The organism is Pseudoduganella albidiflava (assembly GCF_004322755.1).
In the GTDB taxonomy this organism is placed as follows: domain Bacteria; phylum Pseudomonadota; class Gammaproteobacteria; order Burkholderiales; family Burkholderiaceae_D; genus Rugamonas; species Rugamonas albidiflava.
This window is the reverse complement of sequence record NZ_CP036401.1, coordinates 6,717,847-6,733,230: the sequence shown is the minus strand read 5'-3', so window position 1 is coordinate 6,733,230 and position 15,384 is coordinate 6,717,847. Positions and strand designations below refer to the sequence as shown.

14 protein-coding genes are annotated in these 15,384 nt (G+C 66.2%); 7 read left to right on the top strand and 7 right to left on the bottom strand.

The features are described from left to right. Positions 1 to 5: 5 nt before the first annotated feature. From EYF70_RS27935 to EYF70_RS27905, 7 genes are read right to left on the bottom strand one after another with little or no spacing between them, the layout of a single operon-like run. Positions 6 to 758, bottom strand: coding sequence for a tetratricopeptide repeat protein (locus EYF70_RS27935; protein ID WP_131148286.1), 753 nt, complete (start codon positions 756 to 758; stop codon positions 6 to 8). Continuing rightward, complete coding sequence (locus EYF70_RS27930) at positions 752 to 2,035, bottom strand: glycosyltransferase (RefSeq protein ID WP_218943735.1); 1,284 nt, start codon at positions 2,033 to 2,035, stop codon at positions 752 to 754. Before EYF70_RS27930 ends, EYF70_RS27935 begins: the two co-directional genes overlap by 7 nt. Then, positions 2,032 to 2,931 carry a hydrolase 1, exosortase A system-associated gene (locus EYF70_RS27925; RefSeq protein ID WP_131148285.1) on the bottom strand — a complete coding sequence of 300 codons (900 nt, stop codon included), beginning with the start codon at positions 2,929 to 2,931 and terminating at the stop codon, positions 2,032 to 2,034. Before EYF70_RS27925 ends, EYF70_RS27930 begins: the two co-directional genes overlap by 4 nt. Continuing rightward, the gene (locus EYF70_RS27920) at positions 2,921 to 3,802 is read right to left on the bottom strand and encodes a hydrolase 2, exosortase A system-associated (RefSeq protein WP_131148284.1); all 882 of its coding nucleotides are present in this window, start codon (positions 3,800 to 3,802) and stop codon (positions 2,921 to 2,923) included. Before EYF70_RS27920 ends, EYF70_RS27925 begins: the two co-directional genes overlap by 11 nt. A gap of 1 nt (position 3,803) precedes the next feature. Then, positions 3,804 to 4,052, bottom strand: a complete 249-nt coding sequence (locus EYF70_RS27915) for an acyl carrier protein (RefSeq protein ID WP_131148283.1) — start codon at positions 4,050 to 4,052, stop codon at positions 3,804 to 3,806. Positions 4,053 to 4,054: 2 nt separating this feature from the next. After that, positions 4,055 to 5,176, bottom strand: a complete 1,122-nt coding sequence (locus EYF70_RS27910) for a GNAT family N-acetyltransferase (RefSeq protein ID WP_229420598.1) — start codon at positions 5,174 to 5,176, stop codon at positions 4,055 to 4,057. Then, on the bottom strand, positions 5,173 to 6,396 hold the full coding sequence (locus EYF70_RS27905) for an aminotransferase class I/II-fold pyridoxal phosphate-dependent enzyme (RefSeq protein WP_229420597.1): 1,224 nt from the start codon (positions 6,394 to 6,396) through the stop codon (positions 5,173 to 5,175). The genes EYF70_RS27910 and EYF70_RS27905 overlap by 4 nt, the downstream gene beginning before the upstream one ends. A gap of 294 nt (positions 6,397 to 6,690) precedes the next feature. On the opposite strand from EYF70_RS27905, the gene EYF70_RS27900 reads away from it, so the two are divergent. Genes EYF70_RS27900 through EYF70_RS27870 form a run of 7 tightly spaced genes read left to right on the top strand, consistent with a single transcriptional unit; the run spans position 6,691 to position 15,344 of the window. Beyond that, on the top strand, positions 6,691 to 8,283 hold the full coding sequence (locus tag EYF70_RS27900; RefSeq protein ID WP_131148281.1) for an acyl-CoA ligase (AMP-forming), exosortase A system-associated: 1,593 nt from the start codon (positions 6,691 to 6,693) through the stop codon (positions 8,281 to 8,283). After that, on the top strand, positions 8,280 to 9,515 hold the full coding sequence (locus tag EYF70_RS27895) for a pyridoxal-dependent decarboxylase, exosortase A system-associated (RefSeq protein WP_131148280.1): 1,236 nt from the start codon (positions 8,280 to 8,282) through the stop codon (positions 9,513 to 9,515). Before EYF70_RS27900 ends, EYF70_RS27895 begins: the two co-directional genes overlap by 4 nt. 47 nt (positions 9,516 to 9,562) lie before the next feature. Continuing rightward, positions 9,563 to 11,392: an asparagine synthetase B family protein gene (locus EYF70_RS27890; protein WP_131148279.1), complete on the top strand. Its 1,830-nt coding sequence runs from the start codon at positions 9,563 to 9,565 to the stop codon at positions 11,390 to 11,392. Position 11,393: 1 nt separating this feature from the next. Continuing rightward, the gene (locus tag EYF70_RS27885) at positions 11,394 to 12,428 is read left to right on the top strand and encodes a polysaccharide deacetylase family protein (RefSeq protein WP_131148278.1); all 1,035 of its coding nucleotides are present in this window, start codon (positions 11,394 to 11,396) and stop codon (positions 12,426 to 12,428) included. Next, positions 12,425 to 13,021, top strand: coding sequence for an arsenate reductase/protein-tyrosine-phosphatase family protein (locus EYF70_RS27880; protein WP_131148277.1), 597 nt, complete (start codon positions 12,425 to 12,427; stop codon positions 13,019 to 13,021). Before EYF70_RS27885 ends, EYF70_RS27880 begins: the two co-directional genes overlap by 4 nt. A gap of 2 nt (positions 13,022 to 13,023) precedes the next feature. Continuing rightward, positions 13,024 to 14,136 (top strand): acyltransferase family protein, encoded by a 1,113-nt coding sequence (locus tag EYF70_RS27875; RefSeq protein ID WP_131148276.1) that lies wholly within the window; start codon positions 13,024 to 13,026, stop codon positions 14,134 to 14,136. After that, positions 14,133 to 15,344 (top strand): carboxylate--amine ligase, encoded by a 1,212-nt coding sequence (locus tag EYF70_RS27870; RefSeq protein ID WP_131148275.1) that lies wholly within the window; start codon positions 14,133 to 14,135, stop codon positions 15,342 to 15,344. Before EYF70_RS27875 ends, EYF70_RS27870 begins: the two co-directional genes overlap by 4 nt. Positions 15,345 to 15,384 lie beyond the last annotated feature (40 nt).

Sequence of the window (15,384 nt, the reverse complement as noted above, 5' to 3'; positions counted from 1 at the left end):
AGCGATCATTGCGCCGCGGTTTCCGAGGCTGCCTTCGCGGCGGCATCGTCCCCGGTTTCCGGGGCCACCTTCGCGGCCGCATCGTCCCCGGTTTCAGCCTTGTCTTCCTTCCCGGGCAACGGTTCCACCTTGCCATCCCACTTGCGGGCACCGACCAGCATGTTACGCAGGCCATCGAGCGGGAAATCGTGCTGGTAAGCGACCTTGGCGTGCTTCACGGCGAGGTCGTACTGCTTGGCACGGAAGTAGGCGATGCCGAGGTTGTAGTTGACGGACGGGTTGTCCGGCGCCATGTCGTAGGCTTTCTTCAACATCGGCATGGCGCGCTCCGCCTGCCCCATGCTGTACAGGTATTTGCCGTATGCACCCCAGGCCATGCCGTCGTCCGGCTGGAAGCGCACGGCGCGCTCGAAATAACATTCGACCGGATACCTGGCGTTGAACAGCTGGGTGACCTTGGTGCGCATCGCCACCGCCGCCATCGTCGTCAACGCTTTCACGTGGTTGGGGAATACCCGCAGCGTGTAGTCGAGGTCACCACCGATCGCGCCGGTGTTGCCCTTCACGCCAGCGGCAACTTCGTCGGTATAGTGGGCCATTTCAACGAGGTACAGGGCATCGGGCGGCGCATCGCGGTAATCGAAGGGCCCGAGTGCATTGTCCAGTTCGCCACAATACGGTTTGGCGCTGGCAAACGCGGCGGCCAGCAGCAATGTGGCGGGCACCAGGTATCGCAATGTCGATTTCAGGGTCAGCATGCTTCGCTTCCTTTCACCTGCGTGGTAGGCACGGCAACGGTTACCGCGTTCAACAGACGCGCCAATTCGGCAGTGCGGGCGCGCCGGGAATTGGCGGCCACCGCCTCGTCGGAAGCAAGCGGCGCGTGGCCCGCTTCCGCCAACTCGAGAAAGCGCAGCAGCGCCGCCTGGATGCCGGCCTTGTCGTCGAGCGGGCCGATGGTATCGATGCCGGCGTGGCGCAAGGCGGCGGCGGTATCGCCCGTGGTGTCCGTCAACGCCAGTACTGGCCGGCGTGCGCGCAGGTATTCATACAGCTTGGCCGGGATCTGGTGATTGCAGTTGGTGGCCTGTAAAACCAGCAGGCCATCCGCACCCAGCATTTCGGCCAGCGCGTCGCGATAGGCGATGTGCGGCGCCAGGCTGACGATGTCTCCGATGCCGTATTTTTCGATCAGTGGTACCAGGAAGTCGTCATGCGCGGTGGCGCGCAGCACGACGCGCAGGCGCATGGCCGTGACGGTGCCGCCGGCCTTCAGGCCGGCCAGCGCTTCGAAGAAGGGTACCGGGTCGCGTTCGGACGGGTAGATGATGCCGCTGTGGATCAACGTGAACGGCCTGCCCGCGATGGGCGCGGCCGCCTTTTGCGAGGCGGCGGCCGTGCTGAAGTTTTCCTCGTCGTAGCCGTTTTCGATCAACGCAAAGCGGCTGACGGGAATATCCGGGAAACGCTTCGTGTACGTGACGATAGCGCCCGGCGTCGTGCACACGGCCAGCGCGCAATTGCGCACTGTTTTCTCCTCGATCCAGCGATAGAAGCGCCGCGTCAGCGGATCGGCGGGATAGTCCACATCCGTCATCGGGTCGCGCAGGTCGGCGATCCATGGCAGGCCCGTCAGTTTGTGCAGCACCAGGCCGATCAGCTTTGCGCTGGCGATCGGGTACGTGGTCCAGATCACTTGCGGCTTGTACTTGCGGATCATCTGCAGCCCGGCCGGAATCGCACCCAGGCACCAGGACACCCAGCGGTCGGGCAGCGCCATCCAGCCGACATAGCGGCCACGCACGGAAAGGTGGCGCGAGGTATCGAGCGCGAAGGCGCGGTGCACGATCGCTTCCCGGGGAATTTCGGCCATCTGGTCGTTGCCGCTGTTGGCGTAGGCGCGCGGGCTGGCGGACAGTACCAGCGGCTGCCAGCTGTGCTGAGGCAGGTATTGCGAAAACTTCAGCGTGCGCTGGATGCCGCTGCTGCCGCGCATCGGCGGATAGTGATAGGCCACCATCAACACGCGGTTCATGCCCGCGCTCCGGTTTCGGCGACCCATGCCGCCGTCCAGGCGGCGACTTGGTCGCGCCATTCGCGGCGCGAGAACGTATGATCCGCCGCGTGCAGCGTATGACGCTGCACGCGCGGCGCGGCCAGCAGCTTTCGCCATTGGCGCGATGCCTTCACCATGTCCAGGAACTCCTGCGCCGTCAAGTCGGCGCCACTGATGATCAATAAAATCGGTCCCGCAAAACCCTGCCAGCCGGCCAGCATGCGGGCATGCAGGTCCGGACTGGCCGGCATGGCGGGAACCGCGGCCGCTGCTTGCGCCGCCGGCGCCGCGACCGGCGCTTCGGCAGGGCCGCGCCGCGATGCCCGCAACAGGCCACTGAACGAACGCAGCGCCTTGCCGAACTCGAACTGGCCGCTGGCGATCTTCTTCCACAGTGCCGGCTGCAGAAGGCGTTCCACGTAATAGTGCTTCAACGTGGCGCGGGCCAGGCCATCCGGGGTGCGCGCCCAGGGATTGAGGAGCACCAGGCCGGAGACCCGGCGGTCATGCCGCGCATAGAACAGCGCCGCGCTGGCCGCATCGCACAAGCCCCAGATCACGACTTCCTGCAAGCCCGGCACTGCGGCCATGAAGCGGTCGATGGCGGCGCGCAGGTCGGCATCCACGCCCTCGAAATTGCGTGCCGGGCCGCTGCTGTCGCCCATGCCGCGGTAATCGAAGCGCATGGCGGGGATGCCCTGTGCCGCGAGCGCCCGGGCCAGCAAAGCGAACTGGCGGTGGCTGCCGGCACGGTATTGCGGCCCGCCGACAACGATCAGCACACCGCGCCGTGCGGGCGCCGCGGCCGGGCTCAGGATCGCCGTCAGCCATTCATCGGCGCATGGAAAAGTGAGGGCTTGTTCGTCAGGCTGCATGGCACGGCTCGGACAGCGATTGGAGGGTGGCATCCAGCAGTGCGGGGCACTCCTCGATCTCCTGCGTGGCCCAGAATTGCGGGCCGGCGACGACGCGCGTCGACATGATCGCGCCGCCGGCAGCCAGCGCCGCCGCGGCGCGCGCGGCAACAGGGGACAGCGGGCGGCCGCTTTCGGCCGCCATTTCAAACCAGTGCACCGGACAGGCCGGCGGCGCGAAACCCTCGGCGGTGCGCGCTTCGATCGCCAGCGCGAGGGCGGGATCGAGCAGGTATCCGGCGATTTCCAGCGGCTGGCCTGCCGCGAGACTCTGCTTCAGCGCGGCGGTGCCACCGCCGCCGCTATTACTATCCTTGCCATCCTTACCATCCTTGCCATCCTTGCCATCCGCCAGCATCTGGCTCGCCACTTTCAGGCGCAGGAATTGCGTGAGGAACTGGCTGCCGTTGGTCACCGGTTGCCACAGCAGCAGGGCGGACGGGGCATGTGCCTGGGCCACGTCCAGGGCCAGCAGGGCGCCGAGGCGCAAGCCCCACAGCCCGGCAACGCAGCTGCTTTGCTGTTCGAGCCAGGCCATGCCGCGCGCCGCATCCTGGTGCCAGATGTCCCAGCGTGCATCGCCGAAATCGCCGGCGCTGTCGCCGCAACCGTACAAGTCCATCTGCAGCACCGCGTATCCGCGGCGCGCCAGTGCGCGCGCCTGCAGCGCGGCCATGCGGCGCGACTTGTTCATTTCCTCGGCAAACGGGTGGAGGTAAAGCCATGCGCCGCGGCATGCCGTGGCGGGTGCATGGTACAGGCAGAAACGCGCCGCCGCGCCGGAGCCCAGGAAGAATGGCTGCGCCGGTGGCGCGGCGGCGATGGCGTTCATGTCAGGCCGTGAGCTTGTGCTTCACGAAGGCGGCCAGGCTGCCCAGCGTGGCGAAGGTTTCCGCGCTGATCTCGTCATCGTCGACACTGAAGCCGAACTGTTCTTCCAATGCGCCGATCAGCTGGACGACCGCCATCGAATCCAGTTCCGGGATGCTGCCCAGCAGGGCGGAATGCTCGTCCAGCGAGCGGCCCGCCGGGCCCAGCGCGAGAACGTCGATGACAATCTGCTTTACTTCGTCGAGATACATGTTTACTCCGTGGTTGAGGTTTGCTGCCGCGTGGCGACTGGCGCAGGGCCGGGAGCGGATTTGCCGCGCAACCTCTGTACCATGGCGTTACGATCACCGGCGGCGGCATGCAGCTGGCGAAGTACCGGCCAGCGGTAATGGTTGACATGGTACATGGTCCGGATTTCGTCGGTCCAGCGCGTATGCCATTCCATCACTTTGCCGTAGAACTCCAGCCGCGCGTACTGCTTTTCGTCAAACAGCCGCTGGCAGCATTCCTCCCTCATCAACAACGTTGGCGACAGGCTGGCCGGCACCGATTCGTCGTAGGTTGTTTTCAGCACGATCAAGGCGCCGTCGCCTTCGATGCACAGGTCCATCGCCACCAGCTGTGGCGCCAGCCCGGGGGCTTCGAACCAGTAGCGGTACACCGCGGCCTGGCCGCGGCGTGCGAACCCTTCGAGCATGCTGGTGTAGAAGCGGCCCTGGTCATTGTCCGGATGGATCGCGGTACCCAGCTGCGCCTTCCAGCCGGCGCTTTCCAGCCGGCCGTAGTCGGCCACGGCGGCGGCCATCTGTTCGGGCAACCGGTCGATCTGCATGCGCGTGACGACGCCATCCTTCTGCAGCCGCGAGCGCTGCTTTTTCAGGTTGTTCCGCAAGTTCTTGCCGCGCGCATTCCAGTATTCCTCGAAGGTGCCGGCGATCGGCACGTGGGCGGTGCGGATGTAATCGAGCGTGCCGGTGACGGCGCTGTCGGCCGGGCGCGTTTCCAGTTGCGGATCGCGCTGCTTCAGGCCGACCATCAGCGCGAAGCCGGGAAGCTTGCGCGTCAACGATGGCAGCAATCGCTCGAGCTCGATGGCGCCATGGTGCAGCCACAGGCCGATCGGCGCCTGCGATGGCTGCAGCGCTTCCCACACGCCGCGGCCGCGCGGCTGGAGTATGCCCATCGCGACCGTTTCGCCAGCCAGTTCGCATACCGCGAGCTGGCAGCGCGGATCGCCGAATTCCGCCAGCAGCGGCTGCACGAACTCGGGTTCGAGCAATGGCGTTCTGCTGGTGGCAGCATTCAGCCGCTGCCACGCCCGGGCATGGTCGGCAAACGCGCTTGCCGGATACAGCTGCCATGTCATTGCGGTCATTGCGGGCCTCCTTGTTCACCTTTGACCGCGCTGCGCACCTGGCCGATCATCCATTCGATTTCGTCATCGCGCAATTCCTGGTGGCAGGGAAATTGCAGCACGCGACGCGACAGGTCCACGCTGTTTTCACACACGCTCGCGTCCACGCCTGGCCACAGGTATTCGCCGAAGCGGATCACCGGCACGCCGCCGCCCTTCAGCTGGCGAAACAGGGCCTCGGGTTCGTCGCACAGCAGCGGGAACACCCACGGGTAGACACCATCCGGCAGGGTAGCGAACAACGGGCGGCAGCCCGGCAGTGCCGACAGCGCGTCGTACAGGCGCCGGTAATTGCGGCGGCGTAGCTCACCCATCCGGCGGCGCGACACGAGCCGCAGCATCGACCGCGAATACAGCGACGAACGCTTGGTCAGCCAGGCCGGATCGAAACCGAAGCCGCCGTCGGACGATCCCGGGGCCAGCGCCGGCCCCTGGCCATGGCGGCGTGCCTTGATCAAGCCCCACAGCGCGTTCTTGGCGGCCATCGGCAGCTTCATCAATGCGCGCAGCAGCGGCAGGCGGCCATACGCAAAACCATTTTCGATCGAGTTCAGCAGCACTTTCGCCTCGAAGCCGGCGCCGGCGGACTGCAAGGCCACGCCGTCGAGCCGGTGGCGCGCCGATACCAGGCAGCCGCCTTCGTACACGGGGAAGAACTTCATGCTGCTGGCGATCGCATAATCACCCCATGAGCCCAGTGGACGGCCGGCATGCTGGCCCAGGAACGAGTGGGCACAGTCTTCCAGCAACTGGATGCCGCGCTCGTCGCAAAAGGCGCGTAGTGCGGGTAGGGGTTGGTGGAAGCCGTAATAGTTGGTTGCCATGAGCGCCTTGAGGTTACCGGTGCCGGAAGCCTTGGCGGCCAGGTCGTCCAGGTCGACGGTGGTGTCGGGACGGATACGGTAGAACAGCGGCGTGGCACCGGCCCAGATGACGGGTTCGATCATCGATGCGCAGTGATAGGACGGCACAAGCACCGCGTCGCCCGGACCCACGCCCATCTGTTTCAGCGCCAGGGCGATGGCCACGCGGCCACTGGTCACGAAACGGACCTCGCCGGCATCGAGAATCGACGGCGCCGCAGGGCCGCCCATGCGCAGGAACGATGCCAGCGACAACGCGGGCGCGACCGGCAGGCGAGAGCGCGGATAGTCGGCTGGGACGAGTGGCGGAGACTGCACTGCTGCGGGCCTGACATCTGCCGGCTTCACATCTGAAATGCTGATCTTTCCCATGGTCGTCTCGGTTGCAGCCAATTTCCAGGATAAAACTAACGGCGTTTCACATCATACATCAAAAGATTGCCAAAAATTCACGTTAATTGTTGTTTTCGGAACAATGGAAGAGCTATTTTTCCGCCAAACCTTGCCAAAAAACAGGTAGGAATAGATTGTAAAATGTTAATATTCCCGCCTAGGTTTCCGTGTGGTTACAAATCAGTTACATTTGCGGACCAGCCCTTTGCAGGACATGACATGAGCGACCTGATCCACGACTTCATTTTCCGCTCGGCCCGCCGGACTCCTGGCGCCGAAGCCCTTGTGCACGGTGGCCGCCGCCTGGATTACGCAGGGCTCGCCGACCTGGTCCAGCGCACCGCTGCCGCCCTGCTGGTGTCCGGCCTCGAGCGGGGCGAACGCGTGGCGGTCTACATGGAGAAGAATGTTGAAAACGTCGGCGCCATGTTCGGTGCGGCGGCGGCCGGTGGCGTATTCGTGCCGGTCAATCCGCTGCTGAAGCCGGAGCAGGTCGCTTATATCCTGGCCGACTGCAATGTCCGCGTGCTGGTCACGACGATCGACCGCCTGAAGCTCCTGTCGGAAGTACTGCCGGCTTGCCGCGATCTGCGCCTGGTGGTGGCGGTGGGCGGGGGCGACTCGCTGCCCGCGGTGCAAAACGTCGAAGTCCTGTCGTGGGATGCCGTCATCGCGCGCGGTCTCGGTGAAACGCGCACACCGCATCGCGTGATCGATGGCGACATGGCCGCGATCCTCTACACGTCCGGCAGTACCGGCAAGCCGAAAGGCGTGGTGCTGTCGCACCGGAACATGGTGGCCGGCGCGCAGAGCGTGGCCAGTTACCTGGACAATACTCCGCAAGACCGCATCCTGGCCGTGCTGCCACTGTCGTTCGACTATGGCCTGTCGCAGTTGACCACGGCATTCCATGTGGGTGCCACGGCCGTGCTGATCAACCACCTGCTGCCGCGCGACGTGCTCAATGCCGTCGTTGCCGAGCGCATTACCGGGCTGGCCGCCGTGCCGCCGCTGTGGATCCAGCTGGCGCCGCTGGCGTGGCCTGCCGATTGCACGCTGCGCTACCTGACCAATTCCGGCGGCGCCATGCAGCGACCCACGCTCGACGCGCTGCGCCGTGCGTTGCCGAACGCGCGGCCGTTCCTGATGTATGGTCTGACCGAAGCGTTCCGCTCGACGTACCTGCCGCCGGAAGAACTGGAGCGCCGCCCCGATTCGATGGGCAAGGCGATCCCGAATGCCGAGGTGGTGGTGCTGCGGCCGGATGGCACCGAGTGCGCGCCGCACGAGCCGGGTGAACTGGTCCATCGTGGCGCGCTGGTATCGCTCGGCTACTGGAACGATCCCGCCAAGACCGCCGAGCGCTTCAAGCCGGTGGCGCCGCGCCATTACGGCCTGCCGCTGGTGGAATTGGCCGTATGGTCCGGCGACACGGTGCGCCGCGACGAGGACGGCTTCCTTTACTTCATCAGCCGCAACGACGAGATGATCAAGACTTCCGGCTACCGCGTCAGCCCGACCGAGGTCGAGGAAGTGGTGTATGCGCGCGAGCACGTGGCCGAGGCGGCCGCCATCGGCGCCAGGCATCCGGTGCTGGGCCAGGCGATCGTCGTCATCGTCTTGCCGCGCGAGGGCGCGGCCCTGACGGCGAATGACCTGCTGGCCGCCTGCAAGCCTTGCCTGCCGGCCTACATGCTACCGCAGAAAGTGGTGATCGCCGATGGCGCCCTGCCGCGCAACCCGAACGGCAAGATCGACCGCAAGCTGCTGTCGCTGCAATATGAGAACGTCTTCCTGGAGCAGCAGCAATGAGCGCGCCCCGTCCCCAGCACGCGCCGCTGCTGCAGTTTCCCGTCGTCGACGACTGCCTGCACATCGGCGGCATGCCGCTGACCCGGCTGGCACAGCGGGTCGGCCAGACGCCGTTCTACGCGTATGACAGGGGCGCGCTGACGGCGCGCGTGGCCGAGCTGCGCCGCCACCTGCCGGCCGACGTGCACCTGCACTATGCGATGAAAGCCAATCCGATGCCGGCGGTGGTGCAGCACATGGCTGCCCTGGTGGACGGCATCGACGTGGCTTCCGGCGGCGAGTTGCGGGTAGCGCTCGATACCCCGATGAATCCCGTGCATATCAGCTTTGCCGGCCCGGGCAAGAGCGACCTGGACCTGTCATGTGCGATTGCCGCCGGCATCGTGCTGAACCTGGAGTCCGAGGGCGAAACCGAACGTGCGGCACGCATCGGCGACCATCTCGGCATCACGCCGCGCGTCAACGTGCGCGTCAATCCCGACTTCGAACTGAAATCCTCCGGCATGAAGATGGGCGGCGGGCCGAAACAGTTCGGCGTCGATGCCGAGCGCGTGCCTGCGCTGCTGCGGCGCATCGGTGAACTGGGCCTGGATTTCCATGGTTTTCACATCTTCTCCGGCTCGCAGAACCTGAAGGCCGCGGCGCTCCACGAAGCGCATGAAAAAACCTTCGCACTGGCGCTGCGGCTGGCGCAGGATGCGCCGCGCGCGCCGCGCATCCTGAATATCGGCGGCGGCTTCGGCATCCCGTACTTCCCGGGCGAGGATCGGCTCGACCTGGCGGCCGTCGGCAGTAACCTGCATGCGGTCATGGACGAAGTGCGTCCGCAGTTGCGCGGCGCCCAGGTCGTCATCGAGCTGGGTCGCTACCTGGTCGGCGAAGCTGGCGTGTATGTGTGCCGCATCGTCGACCGCAAGGAATCGCGGGGCAGCGTCTACCTGGTGACGGATGGCGGCCTGCATCATCACCTGTCCGCGTCCGGCAACTTTGGCCAGGTGATCCGCAAGAACTACCCTGTCGTCATCGGCAACCGCGTGCATGGCGGCGAGCGCGAAAAGGCGTCGGTCGTCGGACCGCTGTGCACACCGCTGGACGTGCTTGCCGACGGAATGGACCTTGCACGGGCACAGCCTGGCGACCTGGTCGCGGTACTGCAGTCGGGCGCCTACGGCGTGTCGGCCAGCCCGGCCGGCTTCCTCAGCCATCCAGCCGCACCGGAAATCCTGGTCTGACACGGCTGGCCCGAACCACATGATTTGATGCGAGCGAGAGGTGCACGATGAGCGGTATTTGCGGATGGATCGGCCACGGTGCGCAAGACCGTGAGCTGATCGGCAGGATGGCCGTGCCACTGGCGCGGTTCGACGGCGGCGCCGTGCACCAGGCCGAGGGTAGCCGCTCCGCCGCGGCCGTGGCGGGCGCCGGCGATGTCCATCGCCAGGAGGGCTTGCTGATCGCATTGTGGGGCCATCCGGTGCTGCGCGATGCGGCGCTGGCCGAGCAGGCCAGCGTGCGCGGCACGGCGGCGGTGCTGGCCGCGCAACGCCACCTGGGCGCGGAAAAACTGTGTGCATTGCTGGGCGGGCCATTCGCGCTGTGCATCCTCGACGAACACGCCGGCGAGGCGATCCTGGCGATCGATCGCCTGGGCGTGCATCCACTGACCTGGCAGCTGGCTGGCGAGGCGCTGCTGTTCGCTTCGTCGGCGGACGCACTGGTCCGCCATCCGCTGGCACGCGCCGGCATCGATCCGCAGGGTATCTACAACTACGTGTACTTCCACATGGTGCCGGCGCCGGGCACCGTGTACCGGGACCAGCAGCGCCTGCTGCCAGGCCATTACCTGCATTACCGCCAGGGCCGCGTGGAAACCCGTCCGTACTGGAAGATGACGTTCCACGAAGATGGCAAGCGCTCCTTCGAAGACTTGAAGGCGGACTTCCTCGCGCAGCTGAAGAACGGCGTGCGCGAAGCGTCCGCCGGGGCGAAGGTGGGGGCATTCCTGTCCGGAGGAACCGACAGTTCGACCATCGCCGGCATGCTGTGCGACGTCGGGGGCGTGCCGGCCGACACGTATTCGATCGGCTTCGCCGCGCAGGGCTACGACGAGATGGAATATGCGCGCATCGCGTCGCGCCATTTCGGCACGAAACACCATGAATACTATGTGACGCCCGATGACGTGGTGGCGGCGATCCCCAGCGTGGCCGCCGTCTGCGACCAGCCGTTCGGCAACGCTTCGGCGGTGCCGGCTTTCTACTGCGCACAGATGGCACGCAAGGATGGCGTGACGCGCATGCTGGGCGGCGACGGCGGCGATGAACTCTTCGGCGGCAACGAACGCTACGCCAAGCAGCACGTGTTCGCCCGCTACGAGCAGGTGCCGTCGCTGTTTCGCAAGGCGCTGCTGGAACCCGCCATCTTCAACTTCCCGGGCGGCGACCGGGTCACCCTGCTGCGCAAGGCGCGCAGCTATATCGAACAAGCCTCGGTGGCGATGCCGGCCCGGCTGGAAACCTACAACCTGCTGGGCCGCTACGGCGCGCGGCAGGTATTCACCGACGACTTCCTGGCCGGCACCGACACCAGCCAGCCGCTGGCCGGCCTGGCGCAAACCTACGGCGCCAGCGAGGCGAAAAGCCTGATCAACCGGATGCTGGCGCTGGACCTGAAGATCACGCTGGCGGACAACGACCTGCCGAAAGTCATGAAAGCTTGCGAGCTGGCCGGCGTGGAAGTGGCGTTCCCGTTCCTGAACGACGCAATGGTCGCCTTTTCCGCCGGCCTGACACCGCAGCAAAAGCTGAACGGCACCCAGCTGCGCTGGTTCTTCAAGGAGGCCCTGAAAGGCTTCCTTCCACCGGAAATCATCACCAAGCAAAAGCATGGCTTCGGACTGCCGTTCGGCGTCTGGCTGCAGGAGCACAAGGCCTTGCAGGAGCTGGCGTCCGACAGCTTGACCGACCTGAAATCGCGCGGCATCGTGCGCGGCGACTTCATCGAGCAACTGACCGGCACGCACTTGCGTGAACACGCCGGATACCACGGCACCATGGTGTGGGTGCTGATGATGCTGGAGCAGTGGTTCCGCCAGCGCCCGGGGAGCTGACATGCGCACCCGGGTCTGCATCTCGATCGACACCGAATTTTCCATCGGCGGCGCGTTCACCAGCCCGGACAGGCAACCCGTCGCGGAACCGATGGTCTGGTGCGAGGTCGGCGGCCGCTCGCAGGGCCTGGGTTTCCTGCTCGACCAGTTCGAACGGCACCGGATCCCCGCCACGTTCTTCGTCGAAGCGGCGCATCGTTACTATTTCAAGGACCAGGACCCGATGGGCGGCATCGTTCGCCGCATCGCCGCCGGCGGACATGAAGTGCAGTTGCACACGCATCCCTGCTGGGCCGTGTTCCAGCACGAAGACTGGCGCGAGCGGGTGCGGCGCGAACCGCTGCAGGACGAGTTCTTCGGCCGCGCCGAGGAAGACACGGTGCACCTGCTGCGCCAGGGCCAGCAGACGTTTGCTTCCTGGGGCTTGCCGGCACCGACGGTTTTCCGGCCGGGGAACATGCAGCACGACGATGCGATGTTCGCCGCGATGGCCCGCTGCGGCATCCCGTACAGTTCCTGCGTGGGCCTCGCGGTATTCGACAGCAACGATCCCCGTTATCGCCTGTACAGCGGTGCGCACCGCCGCCACGGCGTGCTGGAGATGCCGGTACTCACATTCCAGGATTGGCGGCTCGGTGGCCGCCGCCACCTGAAGACGCTGACGATCGCCGGGACCAGCTTTGCCGAGACGAAGCTCTTGCTGGAGCGCGCCCATGAACAGCAGGTTCCCCTGGTCGTGCTGCTGACCCATCCGTTCGAATACGTGCAGCGGCGCGATGACCAGATGCGCACTGCGCGCGGCAATGCGCTGCACCAGGACCGCCTGGCGCGCCTGTGCCGCTACCTGGACGGCAACCGCGACCGTTTCCTGCCCACCGGCATGGGCGAGGCGGGCAGTGCCTTGCAGGCGGCTCCGGATGAACGCAATGTACTGTTGCACGGCAGCGGGTGGCGCAGCATTTGCCGGCTCGCCGAGCAGGCCGTGAACGACCGCTACGGCAGCTGGGCGCTGGCGCGACAGGGAGCGCCCGCATGATCGCCGCCCTTCGCCACCGCATCGATGCGCGCTTCGGCACGTGGCGCGGCCTGGTGCGGCTGCTGCTGGCGCACGCCGAGCGCACCGCCGGCCGCCTGCGGCCGTTCGACTTGCATGATCCGCAGGCGGTGCGCCGCGTGGTGTTCGTCTGCCTGGGCAATATCTGCCGCAGCGCGTATGCCGAGCAGGTCGCGCGCGCCGAAGGGTTGCACACGGCATCGCTGGGTCTGTCGACCACGACCGGCGTTGGCTCGCCGGAGCCGGCGCTGGCGGCCGCCGCGCGCCAGCGCATGCCGATGGATGCGCATCGCGCGCGCGACTGGCAGGATTTCACCGTGCAGCCGGGTGACCTGCTGCTGGTCATGGAAGTGCGGCAGGCGCACGAGCTGACGCGCAGGCTGGGCGGCCGGCGCGACGTGCAGGTGGCACTGCTCGGCAACTGGTGCACGCCACCGTTCCCGCACCTGCATGATCCATTCACACTGTCCGACGCGTATTTCGATACCTGCTTCACCCGTGTCCGCCAGGCTGTTGGCCGGCTGGCGAACGACGTTCCGAATGCACGCGCCGCGCCGGCGCAAAAGAGGGGCTAGCGATGAGCCGCGAATTCTCGCTTTACCTCGACGCCTTGCGCTTCCTGGCGGCGTTGATGGTGGTCGTCTACCACATGAACATGCGCTGGCTCAGCACCGAGATCCTGCCACTGTCCGGTCATGGGCACGCCGCGGTGATGGTGTTCTTCGTGCTTTCCGGCTACGTGATCTCGACCATTCACGCCAAGCGGGAAAATACCCCGGCCGAATACTGGGCCAGCCGCCTGTCGCGCTTTTACTCACTGGCCATTCCCGTGGTCCTGGCGACGCCATTGCTGGATCTTGCCGGTGCGGCACTGCGTCCGGACATCTACCAGGGCTGGACCACCCATGGCCTCGCGCCCGTTCGCATCGCCACCAGCCTGGCATGGCTGAACGAAGTGTGGACGATCTCCATCATGTCGTTCTCGAACACGCCCTACTGGTCGCTGTGCTATGAGATGTGGTACTACATCATGTTCGCGGTCTGCGTATTCACCGCCGGCCGCACGCGGGTGTTGTTGCTGGCCGGTTGCGCACTGGTGGTGGGGCCGAAGATTCTCCTGCTGGCGCCGGTGTGGGCCATGGGCGTCGTGGTGCATCGCTGGCGGCTGCTGCAGCGCACGTCCTTCGCCACCGGCCTGGCGTTGTTCCTTGGCTCGATCGTTGCATTCGGCCTGTTCCAGCATTACCGGCTGACCGACCTGGGCAGTGCCTGGATGCGCAGCCTGGTCGGCGAAACCTGGCATCATCAGTTGACGTTTTCCCGTTTCGCGCTGACCGATTACCTGCTGGGCATGATCGTGGCCGCCCACTTCGTCGGCGCCCGCGCTGTCGCACCGATGCTGCTGGGCCGCATCCTGGTGCCGCTGGAGCGGCCGATCCGCTGGCTGGCTGGCTACACGTTCTCGCTCTACCTGATGCACCAGCCGCTGCTGCTGTTCTTTGGCGCGGCGATCGGCGGCGACCCGGCCGGCTACCTGTATTTCTTCGAAGTGCTGGGCGCCATTCTCGTCACCGTGTGGCTGGCGGGTTCCATCACCGAGGGGCGCCGGCACCTGTTGCGCGCGCGGCTGCTGGCACGGTTGCAATCCCTGCAGGGATCACGCTGGCTTGCCGCGCGAGGCGCCCCGTGACGGCCAAACCTCACATGCCAGCCGTGGTGCTGGGTATCGATACGCCCATCGGACTGGCCATCGTGCGCAGCCTGGGCCGGCGCGGCGTACCGGTCTATGGCGTGGCACGCAGCGTTGCCGCGCCTGGGCTGTCGTCACGCTATCTGTGCGAAGGCATGCTGCGCGCGGAAGATGCGGCGGGCACGCTCGACCAGCTGGAGCAGCTGGCGCAGCGGCTAGGCACCGCGTGCCTGTTCGCGATCTCGGAAGGCGACATCGCATTGCTGAACCGGCACCGCGATCGCCTGGCCGGCTACCGGCTGATGTTCCCGGACGCAAGGCGGATGGAGACCGTGCTGGACAAGCAGAAGACCTATGCCGCGGCCGACAAGGCTGGTGTGCCGGTTCCTCGCACGGTACAGCCGGCCACCTTCGCGGAAGCGCAAGCCGCGGCACCGGCGCTGCGCTATCCCGTCGTGCTGAAATGGGCCGAGCCGAACGAAGCCGGCATCGTGTTGCGCCGTGCGGGGCTGGTACTGGACAAGACCCGCTATTGCCATGACGGCAGCGAATTGCTGGACTACCTGCGGCAATTCGAGCCGGTCGGCCGCTATCCGATGATCCAGGAATACTGCGCAGGCCATGGCCTGGGGCAGTTTTTCCTGATGCATGAGGGCCGGGCCCACTGTGTGTTCCAGCATCGCCGGCTGCATGAATGGCCGCCGGAAGGGGGCGTGTCGACGCTGTGCGAATCGGTGTCGCTCGAGCACCATGCGGCGTTGCGGGAACGCTCGCTGGCGCTGCTGCGGGAACTCGACTGGGAAGGCATCGCAATGGTCGAGTACCGCTACGACCCCGAGCGCGATGAAGCGGCGCTCATGGAGATCAACGGCCGTTTCTGGGGCAGCCTGCCGCTGGCCTGCCATGCCGGCGCCGACTTTCCCTGGCTGGCCTACAGCCTGCTGGGTGTCGGCGCGGCGCAGCCACAGCCCCGTTACCGTGCCGGCCTGCGCTGCCGTTTCATGATTCCGGAAACGAAGCGCCTGGCGCGCCTGCTGTTCCAGCCCGGCGCAGTGGCGGACCGCAAGCTGGTGTTCTCGCGCGGCGGCGAACTGGCCGGGTACCTGCGCGACTTCCTGCGTCCGTCCACGCGCTATTACCTGTTCACCTGGTCGGATCCGGCCCCATTCCTGCGCGACCTGTGGCACGTGGTCCGTCGCACCGGCTGACGAATACCTGAGGAGCTTGGATGCAGAGAATGGAAACCCC

Bases quoted from the DNA above. Each gene is read 5' to 3' on its own strand.
- EYF70_RS27925 (WP_131148285.1), bottom strand. From the start codon at position 2,931: ATGCAGCCTGACGAACAAGCCCTCACTTTTCCATGCGCCGATGAATGG.
- EYF70_RS27875 (WP_131148276.1), top strand. From the start codon at position 13,024: ATGAGCCGCGAATTCTCGCTTTACCTCGACGCCTTGCGCTTCCTGGCG.
- EYF70_RS27885 (WP_131148278.1), top strand. From the start codon at position 11,394: ATGCGCACCCGGGTCTGCATCTCGATCGACACCGAATTTTCCATCGGC.
- EYF70_RS27910 (WP_229420598.1), bottom strand. From the start codon at position 5,176: ATGACCGCAATGACATGGCAGCTGTATCCGGCAAGCGCGTTTGCCGAC.
- EYF70_RS27915 (WP_131148283.1), bottom strand. From the start codon at position 4,052: ATGTATCTCGACGAAGTAAAGCAGATTGTCATCGACGTTCTCGCGCTG.
- EYF70_RS27890 (WP_131148279.1), top strand. From the start codon at position 9,563: ATGAGCGGTATTTGCGGATGGATCGGCCACGGTGCGCAAGACCGTGAG.
- EYF70_RS27895 (WP_131148280.1), top strand. From the start codon at position 8,280: ATGAGCGCGCCCCGTCCCCAGCACGCGCCGCTGCTGCAGTTTCCCGTC.
- EYF70_RS27900 (WP_131148281.1), top strand. From the start codon at position 6,691: ATGAGCGACCTGATCCACGACTTCATTTTCCGCTCGGCCCGCCGGACT.
- EYF70_RS27930 (WP_218943735.1), bottom strand. From the start codon at position 2,035: ATGAACCGCGTGTTGATGGTGGCCTATCACTATCCGCCGATGCGCGGC.
- EYF70_RS27920 (WP_131148284.1), bottom strand. From the start codon at position 3,802: ATGAACGCCATCGCCGCCGCGCCACCGGCGCAGCCATTCTTCCTGGGC.
- EYF70_RS27935 (WP_131148286.1), bottom strand. From the start codon at position 758: ATGCTGACCCTGAAATCGACATTGCGATACCTGGTGCCCGCCACATTG.
- EYF70_RS27880 (WP_131148277.1), top strand. From the start codon at position 12,425: ATGATCGCCGCCCTTCGCCACCGCATCGATGCGCGCTTCGGCACGTGG.